21 protein-coding genes are annotated in these 16254 nt (G+C 74.3%); 13 read left to right on the top strand and 8 right to left on the bottom strand.

The window, feature by feature from the left end; all coding sequences use genetic code 11:
- Positions 1-129: 129 nt before the first annotated feature.
- Positions 130-1515: a SpoIIE family protein phosphatase gene (locus tag AB0B33_RS24315; protein ID WP_360775652.1), complete on the bottom strand. Its 1386-nt coding sequence runs from the start codon at positions 1513-1515 to the stop codon at positions 130-132.
- Between the two features lie 5 nt (positions 1516-1520).
- The gene (locus AB0B33_RS24310; RefSeq protein ID WP_360775650.1) at positions 1521-2258 is read right to left on the bottom strand and encodes a GAF and ANTAR domain-containing protein; all 738 of its coding nucleotides are present in this window, start codon (positions 2256-2258) and stop codon (positions 1521-1523) included.
- Between the two features lie 103 nt (positions 2259-2361).
- Here AB0B33_RS24310 and AB0B33_RS24305 point away from each other — a divergent pair, with 103 nt between their 5' ends.
- The 7 genes from AB0B33_RS24305 to AB0B33_RS24275 all read left to right on the top strand — a co-directional run bounded on the left by AB0B33_RS24305 (position 2362) and on the right by AB0B33_RS24275 (position 7149).
- Entirely contained in the window at positions 2362-3105 is a 744-nt protein-coding gene (locus AB0B33_RS24305; protein WP_360775648.1) for a GAF and ANTAR domain-containing protein, read from the top strand.
- Between the two features lie 16 nt (positions 3106-3121).
- Positions 3122-4042 (top strand): non-homologous end-joining DNA ligase, encoded by a 921-nt coding sequence (ligD, locus tag AB0B33_RS24300; protein ID WP_360775645.1) that lies wholly within the window; start codon positions 3122-3124, stop codon positions 4040-4042.
- A gap of 240 nt (positions 4043-4282) precedes the next feature.
- The gene (locus AB0B33_RS24295; protein ID WP_360775642.1) at positions 4283-4687 is read left to right on the top strand and encodes an STAS domain-containing protein; all 405 of its coding nucleotides are present in this window, start codon (positions 4283-4285) and stop codon (positions 4685-4687) included.
- A 63-nt stretch (positions 4688-4750) separates the two neighbouring features.
- The gene (locus AB0B33_RS24290) at positions 4751-5170 is read left to right on the top strand and encodes a DUF6292 family protein (RefSeq protein ID WP_360775639.1); all 420 of its coding nucleotides are present in this window, start codon (positions 4751-4753) and stop codon (positions 5168-5170) included.
- A gap of 50 nt (positions 5171-5220) precedes the next feature.
- On the top strand, positions 5221-6195 hold the full coding sequence (gene ligD / locus AB0B33_RS24285; protein ID WP_360775637.1) for a non-homologous end-joining DNA ligase: 975 nt from the start codon (positions 5221-5223) through the stop codon (positions 6193-6195).
- A gap of 40 nt (positions 6196-6235) precedes the next feature.
- Complete coding sequence (locus tag AB0B33_RS24280) at positions 6236-6661, top strand: GyrI-like domain-containing protein (RefSeq protein ID WP_360775635.1); 426 nt, start codon at positions 6236-6238, stop codon at positions 6659-6661.
- 146 nt (positions 6662-6807) lie between these two features.
- On the top strand, positions 6808-7149 hold the full coding sequence (locus AB0B33_RS24275) for a DoxX family protein (protein WP_247024123.1): 342 nt from the start codon (positions 6808-6810) through the stop codon (positions 7147-7149).
- On the opposite strand, the gene AB0B33_RS24270 is transcribed toward AB0B33_RS24275, so the two are convergent.
- The 3 genes from AB0B33_RS24270 to AB0B33_RS24260 are packed head-to-tail and all read right to left on the bottom strand — an operon-like array spanning position 7107 to position 8976.
- Complete coding sequence (locus tag AB0B33_RS24270) at positions 7107-7958, bottom strand: alpha/beta hydrolase (protein ID WP_360775633.1); 852 nt, start codon at positions 7956-7958, stop codon at positions 7107-7109. The genes AB0B33_RS24275 and AB0B33_RS24270 overlap by 43 nt on opposite strands.
- Positions 7955-8236, bottom strand: a complete 282-nt coding sequence (locus tag AB0B33_RS24265) for a hypothetical protein (protein WP_360775630.1) — start codon at positions 8234-8236, stop codon at positions 7955-7957. Before AB0B33_RS24265 ends, AB0B33_RS24270 begins: the two co-directional genes overlap by 4 nt.
- 8 nt (positions 8237-8244) lie before the next feature.
- Positions 8245-8976, bottom strand: coding sequence for an alpha/beta hydrolase-fold protein (locus AB0B33_RS24260; protein WP_360775627.1), 732 nt, complete (start codon positions 8974-8976; stop codon positions 8245-8247).
- 133 nt (positions 8977-9109) lie between these two features.
- Between AB0B33_RS24260 and AB0B33_RS24255 the strand changes: the two genes are divergently transcribed.
- From AB0B33_RS24255 to AB0B33_RS24240, 4 genes are read left to right on the top strand one after another with little or no spacing between them, the layout of a single operon-like run.
- Entirely contained in the window at positions 9110-9790 is a 681-nt protein-coding gene (locus AB0B33_RS24255) for a hypothetical protein (protein WP_360775624.1), read from the top strand.
- On the top strand, positions 9790-10332 hold the full coding sequence (locus AB0B33_RS24250; RefSeq protein ID WP_360775621.1) for a DUF6529 family protein: 543 nt from the start codon (positions 9790-9792) through the stop codon (positions 10330-10332). The genes AB0B33_RS24255 and AB0B33_RS24250 overlap by 1 nt, the downstream gene beginning before the upstream one ends.
- A 12-nt stretch (positions 10333-10344) precedes the next feature.
- Entirely contained in the window at positions 10345-10773 is a 429-nt protein-coding gene (locus AB0B33_RS24245; protein WP_360775618.1) for a Rieske (2Fe-2S) protein, read from the top strand.
- A 59-nt stretch (positions 10774-10832) separates the two neighbouring features.
- Positions 10833-11750: a DUF3800 domain-containing protein gene (locus AB0B33_RS24240; RefSeq protein WP_360775615.1), complete on the top strand. Its 918-nt coding sequence runs from the start codon at positions 10833-10835 to the stop codon at positions 11748-11750.
- Here AB0B33_RS24240 and AB0B33_RS24235 read toward each other — a convergent pair.
- Positions 11740-13191, bottom strand: a complete 1452-nt coding sequence (locus tag AB0B33_RS24235) for a serine/threonine-protein kinase (protein WP_360775612.1) — start codon at positions 13189-13191, stop codon at positions 11740-11742. The genes AB0B33_RS24240 and AB0B33_RS24235 overlap by 11 nt on opposite strands.
- Positions 13192-13286: 95 nt before the next feature.
- On the opposite strand from AB0B33_RS24235, the gene AB0B33_RS24230 reads away from it, so the two are divergent.
- The gene (locus tag AB0B33_RS24230; protein WP_360775610.1) at positions 13287-14189 is read left to right on the top strand and encodes a MarR family winged helix-turn-helix transcriptional regulator; all 903 of its coding nucleotides are present in this window, start codon (positions 13287-13289) and stop codon (positions 14187-14189) included.
- Positions 14189-15088: an NAD-dependent protein deacetylase gene (locus tag AB0B33_RS24225; RefSeq protein WP_360775608.1), complete on the top strand. Its 900-nt coding sequence runs from the start codon at positions 14189-14191 to the stop codon at positions 15086-15088. The genes AB0B33_RS24230 and AB0B33_RS24225 overlap by 1 nt, the downstream gene beginning before the upstream one ends.
- Here AB0B33_RS24225 and AB0B33_RS24220 read toward each other — a convergent pair.
- Positions 15036-15626: a TIGR03086 family metal-binding protein gene (locus tag AB0B33_RS24220; protein ID WP_360775605.1), complete on the bottom strand. Its 591-nt coding sequence runs from the start codon at positions 15624-15626 to the stop codon at positions 15036-15038. The genes AB0B33_RS24225 and AB0B33_RS24220 overlap by 53 nt on opposite strands.
- A gap of 162 nt (positions 15627-15788) precedes the next feature.
- On the bottom strand, positions 15789-16244 hold the full coding sequence (locus AB0B33_RS24215; RefSeq protein WP_360775603.1) for an oxidoreductase: 456 nt from the start codon (positions 16242-16244) through the stop codon (positions 15789-15791).
- Positions 16245-16254: the final 10 nt, after the last annotated feature.

The following is a 16254-nucleotide window of genomic DNA, read 5'->3' as shown; positions in this document are numbered from 1 at the left end:
GGGCTTCAGCGGGTCGTCCAGCGGGCGATTGGTAGGTCCGCGGTGGCCGGTTGGAGTCCCGGTTTCAAGGAAGCGCCCGCGGCCGCTGCTCTGGGGCGGGGCCCACGTGCGGGTGGACCGCCCCCGGCCTCAGCGGGTCGTCCAGCGGGCGATCAGCACCCCGGCGTCGTGCCGCAGCTCGCCCCCGTGGTCCAGCACCGCCCGGGTGAGCCTGCGCGCGATCTCCGGCGGCAGCTCGCCGGCGTCCGCGCCGAGGTGCGCCGCGACCCGGGCGTCCCCGAACGGCTCGCCCGCCGCATCCAGCGTGTCGGCCACCCCGCGGGAACACACCACCACCAGGTCGCCGGGCCGGAGGCGCGCCTCCGCGACCGGCCCGCCGGCCTGCGCGGACCCCGCCTCCGGAAGAACCGCGCCGTCCCGGACGATCAACGGCGCCAGCGGCCCGTCGGTCAGCCAGCGCAGCACCCCGGTCCGCGCGTCCAGCTCCGCGACCACCCGGCTGACAGCCGGCTGCGCACCGAGCTCCGCACCCACCGCCGCGAACTGCTCGGTGAGCGTGGCGCCGTCGCGGCGGGCGGCGCGGTAGGCGGCGAGGGCCGTCACCGCCGCCGTGTTCGCGGCGCCGGTGCGTGGCCCGGCGTCGAACAGCGCGAGCTGCGCCCGCTTCTCCGAAAGTGCGTAGTCGAACACGGTGCCGCAGAGGTCGTACGCCGGCTGGACGCTCGCGCCGACGACGACGCTCTCCGTGGCGCCGGTGAGCGGCGGCAGGCTCTGCCACAGCAGCTCGGCGGGGGAGCCGCGGTGGCGCCGCCTCCGCCACGCGTCCAGGCCGTCGCCGTACTGGGTCGTCACCGTGACCAGGTGGCCGAGCAGCGAGGCCAGCCAGTGGCACTGCTCCTGCAGCACCGCGTCGGCCGGGTCGGTGCCGTCGGCCGGGACGATCTCCAGCACGCCGAGCCGTTCGACGCCGTCGAGCAGGATGGTCCACAGGGCCGGCGCGGGTCCGTCCCGCGTCACCGTGGTGCCGGCGTGGCGGAACACCTCGCCGGCCAGCGTGGTCTCGATGTCGAGCTCGGCCGCGTCCGGGCGCAGCGGCACGAGCGTCCGCTGGTCGTAGTCGGCCAGGTAGACCTCGATCGTCAGGTCGAGCGCGCGGGCCGCCTCGGCGACGACGGCGGGGAGCCGCTCCGGCGGGGCCCGGTGCGCGCCTTCGAGCAGGTCGACCAGCGCCCGCAGCGGGCCGTACAACGGTTTCCCGTCGCGGAAGGGGTGGCTGTAGGGCGCGCGGGCCGGGCCGGCCAGCTCGTCGAGCCGCTCGTTGACGGCGTGCGCGAGCATGTCGCGGTCGACCCGGGGCAGCGCGGTCAGGCCGTTGAGGTAGGCGTCCAGCTCCAGCAGGCTCAGGCCGCCGCCGAGCGCGAAGTACCGCAGCCACAGCTGCTCCAGCGTCAGCTCGCTCCGCGGGAAGCACGCGGCCAGCCGGCGCCGCTGTTCCTCTTCTGGCAGGAAGCGCATGCCGGTCACCCCTCCCGCGTCGGCGGGGCCACGAGCTGCGCGGCGGTCTCGGCCGGGGTGCGGCCGCGGGCGCGCGCCAGCGAAAGCAGGCGGTCGAACGCGGCGTCCTCGCCGAGGCCGTCCCGGCCCATCAGGAAGCCCTTCGCCATGGTGATCACGTCGCGGTCGCGGAGGGTCTCCTTGAACCGCTCGCTGTACCGCCCGGCCCGCGCGAACGCCCGTGCGTTCGCGACCAGGACCGCGGCGCGCTCGGCGAAGGTCGTCAGCGTCCGCTCGTCGACCGGGCCGAACGCGCCGGGGGTCGTCGAGTAGATCTTGATGGCCCCGTGGCAGCCGTCCGCCGTGATCATCGGGGCGGTGATCACCGAGCGCAGGCCCGCCCCGGCGGCCGCCGCGCACCACCGCGGCCAGCGCCGGTCGGTGGTGACGTCGTCGATCCGCACCGGCGCGCCCTCGCTCAGCGCGGCGAGGCACGGACCTTCGCGCAGCTCGTACTGCAGGGTGTCGGCGGCGTTCACCAGCGGCGCCGACGCGCTGGTCGTGGCGAGCTCACCGGCCCCGTCGACGAGCGTCACCCCCACCCCCGCGGCGGCCCGGACCGCCGACCCCGCCAGTGAAACGATCAGGTCCAGCACCGAATCCACGGTCTCGCGCGAAAGCAGCAGTCCCGACATCCGCGCGGCGACCGCGGCCAGCTCACCGTCCAGCGGCAGCTCACCCGTGGAGATCTCACCCGACGACATGGCAGCGGAATACCAATCCGGGAGCGCGGGCAAACGCGCCGGGACATGGTCCGGCGCGAAACGGGGTACCCGGCGACCTTGCGTCCGACCGGGAGGAGCTGAAATGGAACGGCCGGAAACAACCGCGACGGCCTCGCCGTTGTTCGACGAGGTCACCGGGGCGCTCGAAGCCCTGACCGCCGTCCTGCAGGAGGAGGACGACTTCCGGATCCTGCTGCGGCACGTCTGCCTGCAGGTGCGCCACGCCGTCCCGGGGGTCGACGAGGCGTCGATCACACTGGTGACCGAGGAGCGGCCGCACACGGCGACGGCGACGAGCGAGGTCGTCGGCGAACTCGACGGCGACCAGTACCGCCTCGGCGACGGCCCGTGCCTCGAAGCGGTCCGCAGCGGCAAGATCGTCCGCACGGCGGTGTCGGACGCGGCCGAGCGCTGGCCGGCCTTCGCGCGCGGGGCGCAAGAGGCCGGCTTCTCCAGCTTCCTCGCCGCGCCGCTGGTCGCGGACGAGCAGTTCTCCGGCGCGGTCAACTGCTACGGGCGGCAAGGCGACGGCTTCGCGGAGATCGAGGCGCAACGGCTCGAGCTCTACACGGCGGCGGTGGAGGCGATCCTGCGCGTGTACCACCGCTACCTGAGGGCGCGGGACACGGCGGAGAACCTCAGGACGGCGCTGACCTCCCGCGCGGTGATCGACCAGGCCAAGGGCATGCTGATGGCGATCCGCCAGATCGACGCCGACGACGCGTTCGCCCTGCTGGTGGACCAGTCGCAGCGTGAGAACACGAAACTGCGCGAAGTCGCCGAGCGCTTCGTGTCCCGGGTGGTGTCCGGCGGCGTCGTCCCCTGACCGGTACCTTGGTGGCGTGGCGGGCAGCCGGATCACGGTGCGGGTGGGCGAACGGCAGCTGACGCTCTCCAACCTCGAGAAGGTCCTCTACCCGCGCCACGGCTTCACCAAGGGCGAGGTGCTCGACTACTACACGCGCATCGCGCCCGTGCTGCTGCCGCACATCCGCGACCGGGCGATGACGTTCGTGCGCTTCCCCGACGGCGTCGACGGCGGTTCGTTCTTCGAGAAGGACGTTTCGCGGCACGCCCCCGAGTGGGTCCGCACCGCGCGCCTGACCGTCGGCGGCCGCGGCGGCGACCCCGAGATCGTCGCGTACCCGCTGATCAACGACCTGCCCGAGCTCGTCTGGGCGGCCAACCTCGCCGCGCTCGAACTGCACGTCCACCAGTGGACGGTCGAGCCCGGCGACGAGCGGAGCACACCGGACCGGCTGGTCTTCGACCTCGATCCCGGTCCCGGCGCGACGGTCGTCGACTGCTCCCGGGTCGCCGAACGCCTCCACGGCGTCCTCACCGGACACGGGTTCACGCCGGTGGCGAAGACCAGTGGCTCCAAGGGCATGCAGGTCTACGCGGGTGTCGAGACCGACGACCCCGGCGCGCCTTCGCGGTACGCGAAAGCGCTGGCGGACCGGCTCGCCGCCGAGACGCCGGACCTCGTCGTGGCGCGGATGACGAAGAACCTGCGTCCCGGCAAGGTGTTCATCGACTGGAGCCAGAACAACCCGTTCAAGACCACGGTGGCGCCGTACTCGCTGCGCGGGCGCGACGAGCCGACCGTGTCCACCCCGGTCACGTGGGACGAGGTGCGCGCCTGCCGGCACGTTTCGCACCTCCGGTTCACCGCCGGAGACGTCTTGGCGAGGGTCGAAGACACCGGAGATCTTTTCGCGGATCTGGACCGCACCCGGGCCCCCATTCCTGCGTTCGGCTGAATTTCGGAAACCGCAATTCCGCGGCCGATCCGGTCCCGTTCCCGTTGCGCGCCGGTGTCGATTCGCGGAACCGTCAGTCCGACCAGGTGGTCTTGATCGTCCTCAGTGGACTGGTGCACGTGCATCCGGGCGTGTCGGTGCACGGGGGCGCCGCTCGTGCGGATCGCGTTGTGCGGCAAGGTGGACGAAGTGGGTACGGTTTACGCGTAAACCGTCAGCAGGAGCCGCCCGGAGCCGGTCATGAAGATCCAGAAACCGCCGCGGCTTTCGCGAGCCTTCGGCCGAAGTTCGCCCGGCGCGTTGTGCGAGCCGTTCTCGGTCACCACGACGTTCGCCGGTGATCGGTGCACGGTCGTCGCCGTGGCGGGTGACATCGATATGGCGACGGTGGCGATTTTTGTCGAATGCGGGGAAACCGCGCTCGCGGCGGGCGGAACGCTCGTCGTCGACCTCGGCGAAGTGACGTTCTGCTCCGGGGCGGGCCTGCGCGCGCTGCGCCGGGTGCAGTGGCGCGCCGACGAGGCGGCCGTCCCGGTCGCGTGGGTGGTGCGCACCCCGTCGATGTGGCGGCTGCTGCGGGGGACCGGCGTCGCCGGCTTCTCCTGCTACCGGGACCGGGCCGACGCGGTCGCGGCGCTCGGCTGAGCCACGCTCCACCGGCCGCGCGAACGGGCGCGGCCGGTTTTCGGCGCGAGAGAAGGGAAACGGGTGACCGGCCTGATCGACACCGACCTCGAGTTCTGGTTCCAGCGCGGCCTGCGCGCGTATCTGGGCGAGGTGGCCAGGGCACTCGGCTTCGGCCTGGAGTCCTGCACCGTGGACGTGGACGTCCCGGTGTCGGCCTACGTCGCGGTGGACTGGCGGCTGCGCCGGTTCCCCGAACGCGACGTCGCCCTGCTCTGGGACGAGGTGCACGGCTGGGCGGTCGCGGTCGAGGCGGCGTGCGGGGAGGAGATGATCGTGCTGGCCTACCTGGGCGGGGCGGACATCCTGCCGCCGCCGCGCGTGATCGTGGAGTTCCTGACCGCGGTGCGCGCCGGTTCGCTGGACCCGGACGGGCCGGGGTCGCCGGTGCTGCGCCGCGCCGGCAGCCACCAGGAGCTGCTGCCGCTGCTGCCGGCCCGGTAGCCGCGCGGTCCGCCGGTCCTCCACACTGGACGGCGGCGGGGGAGGTGGCGATGGGGACGGTCCCGGACGCGGTGGCGCCGATGCTGGCCGTCGACGGGCCGCTCCCGGACGACGACCACCACGGCTACGAGTGGAAGTGGGACGGCTTCCGCGGCTGCGCCCGGATCGCGGCGACCGGCGAAGCCCGGATCACCAGCCGCAGCGGCAGCGACCACACCCACCGCTACCCCGAGCTGCGGGACGTCTTCGGGCCCGCGCTCGGCGGCCACGCGGCGGTGCTGGACGGCGAGGTCGTCGCGCTGAACGCGGCCGGCCGCCCGGAGTTCGAGCTGATGCAGCGCCGCGCGATGCACGAGCCGACGGCGAAGCTGCGGGCCGAGGTCCCGGTCGTCTACTTCGCCTTCGACCTGCTGCGCATCGGGACCGAGTCGCTGCTGGACCGGCCCTACGAGCAGCGGCGGCGGCTCCTCGCGGAACTCGTGGATCCCGGGGACGGCCGGCTGGTGGTACCGCCCTGGTACACCCGCGCCGACCTCGCACCGGACCAGCTCCTGGCGACGGCGGCCCAGCACGGCATCGAGGGCGTCGTCGCGAAGCGCCTGGACGCGCCCTACCTGCCGGGCACGCGCTCGCCGTCGTGGACGAAGCGCGCGTTGACGCAAACGCGCGAAGTGGTGGTCGGCGGCTGGCGCCCGGGCGCGGGCCGCCGCGCGGGTACCCTCGGCGCGTTGCTGCTCGGCGCCTTCGACGACGACGGTGAGCTGGTGTACCTCGGCGACGTCGGCACGGGGTTCAGCGACGACGCGCTGGAGCACCTCCGTGCCGTCTTGGCGCCGCTGGCCCGCGCGGCGAGCCCGTTCGCGACCGAGGTGCCCCGCGAGCGGGCCCGGGGCGCCCGGTGGGTCGAGCCGTCGCTGGTCGGCGAGGTCGTCTACCGGCGGCTGACGCCGGATCTGCGGCTGCGCCACACTTCGTGGCGCGGCCTGCGCCCCGACCGCACGCCCGGCGAGGTGCGGATCCCCTGACGCCCCGGAATTGTCGGTGCCGCGTGATTTGCTCGACGGCATGGCACTTTCGGCACTGAACGCACCGCCCGCGCGCATCGAGCGGGCGGACGTGGCGGTCGTGGAACGCGCGACCGCCGACGACCTGCCGTCGATCCAGGCGCTCTGGCCGTGGTTCGAGGGGCTCGTCGGGCTGCGCGGGCGCAAGATGTTCGCCCGCGTCGACGAACGGGCGGGCACCTACACGGTCTGCACCCCGGTGCGTGACGGCGACCGGCCGGCCGAACTGGGCCTGGCGACCGGGGTGCTGCCCGGCGGCAGCTACCTGCGTGGCCACCTCACCGGCGAGCCACCGGGGATCTACGCGCGGATCGGCGACGCGATGGCGGAACTCCAGGCGGCTGCGATCGTCACCGACGCGACGCGGCCGCTCGTGGAGTTCTACCGCCGGCGCGACCACGTCGAGTTGTGGGTGCCGGTCCCGTGACGGTCTCGCGCGCGATCAGCAACGGCGAGGGGGTGGTCCGGCGGCCACTGTGATCGCGGTCATAGCCGGTCACATCGGGCTCGCGGGCGGAGTCGTGGGGGTGATGGCGCCGGGAACCCGGTGCCGCGCTCTCCCGAGGAGTTCCGATGTCGACTGCCTACCTGATCGTCACCCTCGCCGCCGCGGCGTTCGTGGGGTTCTCGGCCGTTTCGGTGTTCACCCGCGCGAAGTGGGTGGTCGAGCCGATCACCGAATACGGCGTGCCCGAGGCGTGGTGGCCGTGGCTCGGTGCGGCCAAGGCGGCCGGTGCTGTGGGCCTGGTCGTCGGGTTGTTCGTGCCGGCGATCGGCGTCGCGGCGGCGATCGGCCTGGTGCTGTACTTCGCCGGCGCGGTCGTCACCGTGCTGCGCGCCAAGTCGTACGCGCACGTCGCCTTCCCGCTGATCTACGTGGCGCCGGTCGTGGCCTCGCTGGCGCTGCTCGCTTGAGCGGCGAGCCAGGTGAGCGCGGCGGCGGCGTGGTCCAGCACGGAGAGGTGCCCGTCGCCGGGGGTGAGCCGGAGCTCGGCGCCGGGGCAGCGCGCGGCGAGCCACCGGCTGTGCGCGGCGGGCACCATCCGGTCGTCCTCGCCGTGCACCAGCAGGACCGGCGCGGTGATGGCGGCCGGGTCGGCGCCCCACGGCGCGACGTAGGCGAGGTCGTCGTCGATCAGCCCGACCGCCCCCAGCGCGGGCTGGACGACGCTGTCGAGCCAGGACCACGCCCCCTTCAGCGCGGCGAAGTCGGCTTCGGTGAACACCGCAGGGTTGAACTCGGCAGCCGCTTCGTACTTCTCCTTGGCGGCCCGGCCTTCGGTGGCGGCGCGCAACGAACCCTGGTCCGCCATGCCCGCGAACCAGGCTTCACCGTGGAACGGCGCCACCGCGCCGAGACCGGCGGCCGCGAGGACGCGGTCGGGCAGCAGCGCCGCGCACGCGAGCGCGTGGGAGCTGCCCCCGGAGTGGCCCAGGACGGCGAAGCGCTCGACCCCGAGCGCGTCGGCGACGGCGGTCGCGTACCCGGCGGCGTCCCCGACGGTCCGCCCCGGCACCGGCGTCGAGCTCCCGTAACCGGGCCGGTCGTAGGAGATCCAGCGGATCCCCAGCTCCTCGCCGAGCGGCAGCAGCGGCCCGGGCGGCGACCCGAGGTTGGGCGTCCCGTGGTGCCACAGGACGGCCGGCCCCGGGCCACCGCTGTCGTAGACGTGCAGGACGGTCCCGCCGGGCAGCGTCAGGTCGCGTTCGGCGAAGGCGGTCACCGGGCGAGCCGCCCGGCCAGCCACGCCAGCGAAAGCGGGTAGCGGTAGTCGATCGCCGCGTGGCCGGCGTCGAACAACTCGAAGTGCACCCGCTCGGCCGGCAGTGCCGCCGCCGCGATCGCCGCCCGGAAGGCTTCCGCGCCGAGGTCGAGGTAGTACTCGTCGCTCGTGCCCGCGTCGATCCACACCGCGCGCAGCGACCGGATCGCCGCCGCGTGGTCCGGCACCATCCGGACCGGGTCCCAGGCCAGCCAGCGCTCCCACACCTCCGGCCGCACGGCGCCGGTCAGCGGGTCGCACGGCAGCTCGGGCGTCCCGTCCTCCCGCGCCGAGAAGCACGCCGAGACGCCGAGCAGCTGCAGGAGCGTCGCGTCCTCCGCTTGGTGAACGCCGGTCGCGAGCGGAAGTCCGCCCACCACTTCGCGATGTCCTGGTCGTAGCCGCGCAGGGCGCGCGCCGCCTTGCCGAAGTCCTGGATGTAGCTCAGCTCGTACAGCGAGTCGCCCGCGTGCGTCGCGAGCGCGCCGAACAGGTCGGGGCGCAGCATCGGCGTGATCATCGCGCCGAACCCGCCCGAGGACTTTCCCGCGATCGCGCGGGATCCGGCCGCGGGCACCGTCCGGTAGTACGCGTCCACCCACGGCACGACCTCGTCGCACAGGTACGAGTGGTAGCGGCCGGTGCCCGGCGAATCGACGAACTGGGAGCCGCCGTACGCGGTCCACGCGTCGACGTACACGACGACGCAACCCGGGGCGCCGCCGGCGAAGACCGCGTCGGCGGTCTCCAGGAAGGTCTGCCGGAACGGCGTCCGGTTGGCCCACATCGCCACGTGCCCGGTGTAGCCCTGGATGACGTAGACCACCGGGTAGCGCTCGTCGCCGTCGTCGTAGCCCGGCGGGACGTACACCCACAGCGGCCGTTCGTGCGGGTCGCCGAGCGGGTTGCCGCGCAGCAGCTCGGACTCCAACGTGTGCCGGTCGAGCCGGCCGGCGAGGTCGCCTTCCCAGGGCAGCATGGCGCCAGTCAACCAGAACCACCCGGTTGCAGGGGCTAAGCGATACCTCTTTTCCGCGCGTAGCGTTGAGCCGTTCCGCCCCGACCGCCGTGTTACGGGCACGGTGGTGGGTCAGGGGAATGCGGGGAAGATCATGAAACATCCGGGGCCGTTGTTCACGTTGCTGGCGGGCGTCGCGCTCGCCGGCGGGATCGGGATCGTCAACCTGGCGACGGGGACCGGCGCCGCGCCGGTCGCCGGGGCCGCGAGCGCGGCGGGCGCCGCGGGCAGCGCCACAGCGGTGCCGCCGCCGCCCAGGACGACGACGTCGGAAGCGCCGAAGCCCGAGGCGCCCGCGCGGGCGGACTACGCCGGGCGCGTGACCGGCGGCGGCGCGTCGGTCGCGGTGTCGGTGCGCGACGGCCACGCCATCGCCTACCTCTGCGACGGCAAGAAGGTCGAGGCGTGGCTGCAAGGCGTGACGACCGGCGGGAAACTGGACCTGAAGGGCGCCAAGAACGCCGCGCTGAGCGGCAGTTTCGACGCCACCGCGGCCACCGGCACGGTGACGGCGTCGGGCAAGACGTGGCAGTTCACCGCGCCGACGGCGAAGAAGCCCGCCGGGCTCTACCGCGCGGCGCCGAAGGTGAAGGGGCAGCAGGCGAAGGCCGGCTGGATCGTGCTGCCCGACGGCAGCCAGGTCGGCATCCTCGCCGCGGGTGACGACGCCACGGCCGCCCCGCCCCTCGACCCGGCCGCGGGCACCGCGAGCGTCGACGGTGCCCCGGTGACCGCCGAGCCGATCAGCGGCCTGGCCGGGAACGGTGACTTCTGATGACCACGGCCGGGCACCGCACCGCGGTCACGCTCCTGGTCCCGCTGTTCGCCGGCGCCGTCGTCTCGGTGGTGCTGGGCGTCTACGGCAGCCTGCACACGCCGACCGGCGTCGCGGTGAACGTCGCCGGGTTCTCCAGCCCGCAGGCGGTGAAGGCGTGGCTCGCCACGGTCGTCGTCGTGCTGGTGCTGGTCCAGCTGCTCTCGGCGCTCTCGCTGTACGGCAAGCTCGGCGCCACGCCCGCGTGGATGGGCACGGTGCACCGCTGGTCGGGCCGGGTGGCCTTCCTGGTGTCCATCCCGGTGGCGCTGCACTGCCTCTACGCGCTCGGGTTCCAGTCGTTCGACACCCGCGTCCTCCTGCACTCCTTGCTGGGCTGCTTCTTCTACGGCGCGTTCGTCGCGAAGATGCTGCTGCTGCGCAAGGACGACGCGCCCGCGTGGGCGCTGCCGGTGCTCGGCGGCCTCGTCTTCACCGGGCTGGTCGGGCTCTGGCTGAGCGCGTCGCTGTGGTTCTTCACCCAGTCCGGTTTGACCTTCTAGGCGGAGGACGAAGTGCGCGACGACGAAACGGACCCGGTGCTGGCGCGCCGCACGGCGCTGGCGGTGCTGGGCGCGGGGCTGGCCGCCGGCTGCAGCACCTACGGCGGCACCCAGGCCCCGCCACCGGCCGCCCAGCAACCGCCGGCGGCCGGCGGCACGGAACTCGGCCCCGCCGGCGACATCCCCGTCGGCGGCGGCAAGGTGTTCGCGGACAAGCAGGTGGTGGTGACCCAGCCGGCGGCGGGCACCTTCGCGGCGTTCTCCGCCGTCTGCACCCACCAGGGCTGCACGGTGGACGCCGTCGCGGACGGCACGATCAACTGCCCGTGCCACGGCAGCAAGTTCAAGATCGCCGACGGCTCGGTCGCGAACGGCCCGGCATCGCAGCCGCTGCCGAAGAAAGCCGTCACGGTCACCGGCGGCAAGGTCACCTTGGCCTAGGTACCGGCGGGTGGGCAAAGCGGTCGCCGAGTGCCGCCCGCTCTGGCACCATCGGGCGGGTGAGCCCGGTCGAGATCGCCTGCGACGAGTCGGGCTCCGAGGGCGAGAACCTGCTCGGCGGCGAGACCGACGTCTTCGCCCACGCCGGGGTGCGGCTGAGCCCGGAGGCCGCCGCGGCTTGCGTGCGCGAGATCCGGGCGCGCATCGGCTCGCCCGCCGAGGAGTACAAGGCCAACCACCTGCTGCGCGCCAAGCACCGCGCGGTGCTCGAGTGGCTGCTCGACCCCGCCGGCTCGCTCGAGGGCCGCGGCCACGTGCACCTGACCGACAAGACGTACTTCGCCGTCCGGGCCGCGGTCGAGCTGCTGGCCGGTCCGGGCGCCGCGGCGGCGGCCCGCACCCTGCACCGCGCGGGTCCCGCCGCGTTCGGCGCTGCGCGCTGGGAGTTCTTCCTGACCGCGTTCACCAGCGTGCTGCGGCTCAACCCCCGCCGCGGCGTGCAGACGTCGCCGGAGCGGTTCTTCGCGCTGGTCGACGACCTCGCCGCGACGCCGGGCGAAGCCGGCGAAATCGTCGCGCTCTTCCGTGGCGGCGGCGAGCGCGTGGCCGCCTACCGCGCCCGGCTGGCGAGCGACCCCGGCCTGGTCGGGGTGCTGGATCCGCTGGTGCCCGCGGTGATCCACACCGTCCGCCACTGGAGCGCGGACGGCACCCCGGTCGCGCTGGTGCACGACGAGCAGCTCGCCCTCACCCCCGAGCGCGTGCTGCAGCTCAAGGCCACCCTCGGCCACCGCCTGGCCGGTGTCCGGTTCGTCGACTCCCGCGCCGACGCCCGCGTCCAGATCGCCGACTTCCTCGCCGGTGTCGCCCGCCGCATCGCCTCCGACGAGCTGAACCACCGCGGCGACGCCCGGCTGACCGGGCTGCTGAAGTCCTTTGTGGACACCAACTCCGTCTGGGACGGGCTCAACAGCTGATCACCTGCGTGGGCGCGCTCGTGTCGTCGAGCCGCTTGACGTACGCGCCGCCGCTGCGCCGGGCGCACGCCGTTTCCTTGGCGGCGAACGGCCCGGCGTAGACCGCGTACACGTCGGCGCCGTTCACCTGCTGCCGCAGCGACCCGCACCCGGTGGTCGGCGCGTGCAGGTAGCTCGCGCCGGGGTGGAGGTCGAGGAAGCGCTGGACGTCGGCGCGGTAGCGGGCCGGGGTGACGGCGGAGCCGAGGACCACCACGAACGACCCGTCGCACGCGGGTGTGCTCATCGTGGTCGCCAGCCCGAGGTCCGCCCCGCCCGCGGCGACCGTGGTGGCGACGGACGTCCGGACGCTCACCTGCGTGGTCGTGACCGGCGCGGCGGTCGGCGGCGGCGTGGGGGAGGGCGTGGTGGTGGCCGGGGCCGAGGTCGAGGCCGGGCCCGCCGTCGGCCGGTCCTGCAGCGCGGGGCGCAGGATCGTGAACCACCCCGCCACGGCCACGAGGGCGAGCAGGGCCACCGCGGCCACCACCCAAGGCGCCTTCGACGTCCGGGGCGGCTCGGAAACGGGTGCGGGGGTGACGCGGGTGGCCTGCCGGGTCGGGGGAGCGGCCGCCCGGACCGGGCTGGTGCCGCCGAGCGCGGCCCGCGCGGCGCCGGCCAGCTCCGCGACCGAGCCGAACCGGTCCGCCGGGTTCTTCGCCATGCCCCGCGCGATCACCTCGTCGAACGCGGCGGGCAGCCCGGGCCGCAGCGCGCTCGGCCGGGGCGGCGGCTGGTGCAGGTGGGCGCCGATCAGCGACGCGGCCGTCGTCACCGGGAACGGCTTGCTGCCGGTCAGGCACTGGTGCAGCACGCAGGCCAGCGAATAGACGTCGACGCGGTGGTCGGCGGGCGCGTCGGCGAAGCGCTCGGGCGCCATGTAGTCGAGGGTGCCGACGGCCCCGCCGGTCGCGGTGAGCCCGGTGGCGGCCCCGGCGGCGCGGGCGATGCCGAAGTCCACGAGGTAGGCGAACCCGGTCGCGTCGACGAGCACGTTGGACGGCTTGACGTCCCGGTGCACCAGCCCTTCGGCGTGCGCGGCGGCCAGCGCCCGCGCGACCTGCCCGACGGCGTCGACGGCGTCGGCGGGCGAGGGAGCCCCGCCCGCGGCGAGCCTGCTGCCGAGGTCGTCCCCGTCGACCAGGCGCATGTCGAGGTAGAGCCGCCCGTCGTGCTCCCCGTAGGCGTGAATCGGGATGACGTGCGGCTCCCGCAGCCGCGCGACGGCGTGCGCCTCCCGCCGGAACCGCTCCTGGAAGTCCCGGTCGGCGGCGAACTCGGGCGCGAGCAGCTTGAGCGCCACCACCCGGTCGTGCCGGGTGTCGTGCGCGCGGTACACCTCGCCCATCCCGCCCCGGGCGATCAGCGACTCGACGCGGTAAGGCCCGAACTGCCAGCTCACGCGTTTCCCTCCACCAGGCCCGCCGGACACCGGTGAAGTCGCGGCCCGCGCGCCGGGACGTTACACGGACCGATTTCGCTGACTATAGTCAGTGAATGGACCGGGACCTCATCGACGGCGTCCGGCGGTTCAACCGCACGGTCACCCAGCGGATCGGGGCGCTCGACGACGCCTTCCTCGCCCGCGACCGGCCGCTCGGGCAGGCGCGCGTCCTCTGGGAGATCGGCGTCGCCGGGCTGGACGTGCGGGAGCTGCGGGAACGGCTGGACCTCGACTCCGGCTACCTCAGCCGGCTCCTGCGCGGGCTCGAGCAGGACGGCCTCGTGCGCGTCGAGCCGAGTGACGCCGACGGGCGCGTGCGGACCGCGCGGCTCACCGATGCCGGGGTGGCCGAGCGCGCCACCCTCGACCGGCTCTCCGACGACGCGGCCGCGTCGATCCTCGGGCCGCTGTCCGGTGGGCAGCGCCGCCGGCTCGTCGCCGCGATGGCCGAGGTCGAGCGGTTGCTGACCGCGTCGGCCGTCGAGGTCGCGCCGTGTGCGCCGGAGCGGCCGGCTGCCCGGTTCTGCCTGCGCGCCTACTTCGCCGAGCTGGCCGAGCGGTTCGACGGCGGCTTCGACCCGGAGCTCAGCAGCTCCGCCGCCGACGCCGAGATGACGCCGCCGTCCGGGGTGCTGCTCGTCGCCGCGCTGCACGGGGAGCCGGTCGGGTGCGGGGCGCTCAAGTTCCGCGGTGGCGCGCCCGCCGAGGTCAAGCGGATGTGGGTGGCGCCGCCCGCGCGCGGGCTCGGGCTGGGCCGCCGGCTGCTCGCCGAGCTCGAGGCGCACGCCGCCGCGCAGGGGGTCCGGACGCTGCGGCTGGAGACGAACCGCGCGCTCGCCGAGGCGGTCGGGCTCTACCGCGCGGCCGGCTACCGCGAGGTCGCGCCGTTCAACGACGAGCGCTACGCCGATCACTGGTTCGAGAAGCACCTCGCCGCTCCCCGTACCCTGGGTTAGTGCGGACCCGGCCCACCCTCTCCTGGACCTCGGCGGACGCGCCGCTGCCGCGGACGTCCAGCCTCGACGAGCTCACCGACGTCGTCGCGCGCGGCGGCGTCGCCGTGCTGAGCGGCGCCGGGCTGTCCACCGAGTCCGGCATCCCCGATTACCGCGGCGAGACCGGCAGCCTGCGCCGGCACACGCCGATGACCTACGACGAGTTCGTCAGCAGCGCCGAGGGGCGGCAGCGGTACTGGGCGCGCAGCCACCTCGGCTGGCGCACGATCGCCCGCGCCGACCCCAACGACGGCCACCGCGCGGTGACCGCGCTGTGCGAAGGCGGGTACGTCGGCGGCGTCATCACGCAGAACGTCGACGGCCTGCACCAGGCCGCGGGCACCGCCGACGCGATCGAGCTGCACGGCAGCCTCGACCGCGTGATCTGCCTGGACTGCCGCCGCACGAGCCCGCGCGCGGACCTGGACCGCCGCCTGCGCGCGGCGAACCCCGCCTTCGACGGCGCGGCCACCCGCATCAACCCGGACGGCGACGTCGAGCTGCCGGAAGACGTCGTCCGCCGGTTCACCACCGTCGCGTGTGCGGACTGCGCGTCCGGCGTGCTGAAACCGGACGTCGTGTTCTTCGGCGAGAACGTCCCGCGCCCGCGCGTCGAGGAGTGCTACCGGCTCGTCGACGACGCCGGAGCGCTGCTGGTGCTGGGTTCTTCCCTCACGGTGATGTCCGGCCTCCGGTTCGTCCGCCACGCGGCGAAGGCGGGTAAGCCGGTGGTGATCGTCAACCACGGCGAAACGCGCGGAGACCGCTACGCGTCGGTGCGGGTCGACCGGCCCCTCGGCGGGGCGCTCACCGAGCTGGCCGCGAGGCTGGGCTGCGAGGATCGCGGCCGAACCGCCTGAGCACCCGGTCCTGCCGCGACGCACCGGGTTCGTCCGGCGGCGGCTCGGCGAACACCCGCGAGTTCAGCGCCAGCCCCGCGAAAATGGCTTCGTGCTCCTCGTCGATCCACGCGATCAGCCCCGGATCGAGGGTCTCGTCGGCGCCGAGCGCGCGGGCCAGGTCCCAGGTGTGCACGGTGCTGTCGGTCGTGCGGACGGCCAGCGCCCGCCGCCCGGTCAGCTCGCCCAGCGGGTAGTCGACGACCCGGTCCAGCGCGTCCGGCGCGGAGAACGCTTCGGCGCACACCCGCACCGACTCGGTGAACGCCGTGACGGGGTCGTCGCCGAGCGCGTCGGCGTCGCGGGCGGCCAGGAACTCCTCGCGGGTGGCGCCGGCGAGGAGCCCGACGTAGTTGAGGTTGCCGCGGGTCATGTGGTTGACCAGCGCGCGCACGTCCCACTCGGAGCACGGCGTCGGCGCGCTCCAGGCGGCGGACGGCACCGCGCGGAGGTGGTGCTCGAAACCCTTGCTGGCGAGCAGGAACCGGTCCAGGAGCATGGCCGCCAGTCTGGCCCGGGCCCCGGGCCAAGCGCTCGCGGGTATCGGACGTCGTGGACGAGCCCGGTCCGGGTGGGTGGGGGGAACCCGCCCGGACCGGGCTCTGGCGACGGACCTCCACAGCCGGTCGTCGCCTGCAAGACGCGGCGGCCACCCACTGCGTTACAGCGTTTGCAACCCGTTCCAGGACCAGTGCGGCATGCCGAGCCCGGCGGGGACGTCGGTGGCCGGACCGGGGTAGGTCAGCACCTCCGCCACCGCCCACTCCATGTAGGCCCGCAGCGCGGCGCGGAACTCGGGGTCGGCGGGCAGAGCCGCGTCGTCCGCCGCCTGCACGAAGCAGCTCACGAACCGGCGGCCGAGGTCGCTCATGTCGCCGTTGCCGGCGTGCATCCGCAGCATCGCGGAGTGGTCGCTGCACTCCTGCGAAAACCGTGGCGGTCCGCCCATGACCTCGGCCCAGTAGTGAGCCAGCCGTTCGACGTGCCGCGGGTGCTGCCCGGGGTGCGAGAACGGGTGGTTCAGCTCCGGGTCGGCGAGGCAGCGCTCGTGGTGAGCGGCGGCCAGCGCGAGGAACGCGGGGTCACCGCCGGCGAATTCGTAGAGCGTGGGGCGCACCCGCCGAGCC

It is taken from the genome of Amycolatopsis sp. NPDC049159 (genome assembly GCF_040648295.1).
Lineage (GTDB): Bacteria > Actinomycetota > Actinomycetes > Mycobacteriales > Pseudonocardiaceae > Amycolatopsis > Amycolatopsis pretoriensis_A.
This window is presented reverse-complemented; position numbering and strand designations above follow the sequence as displayed.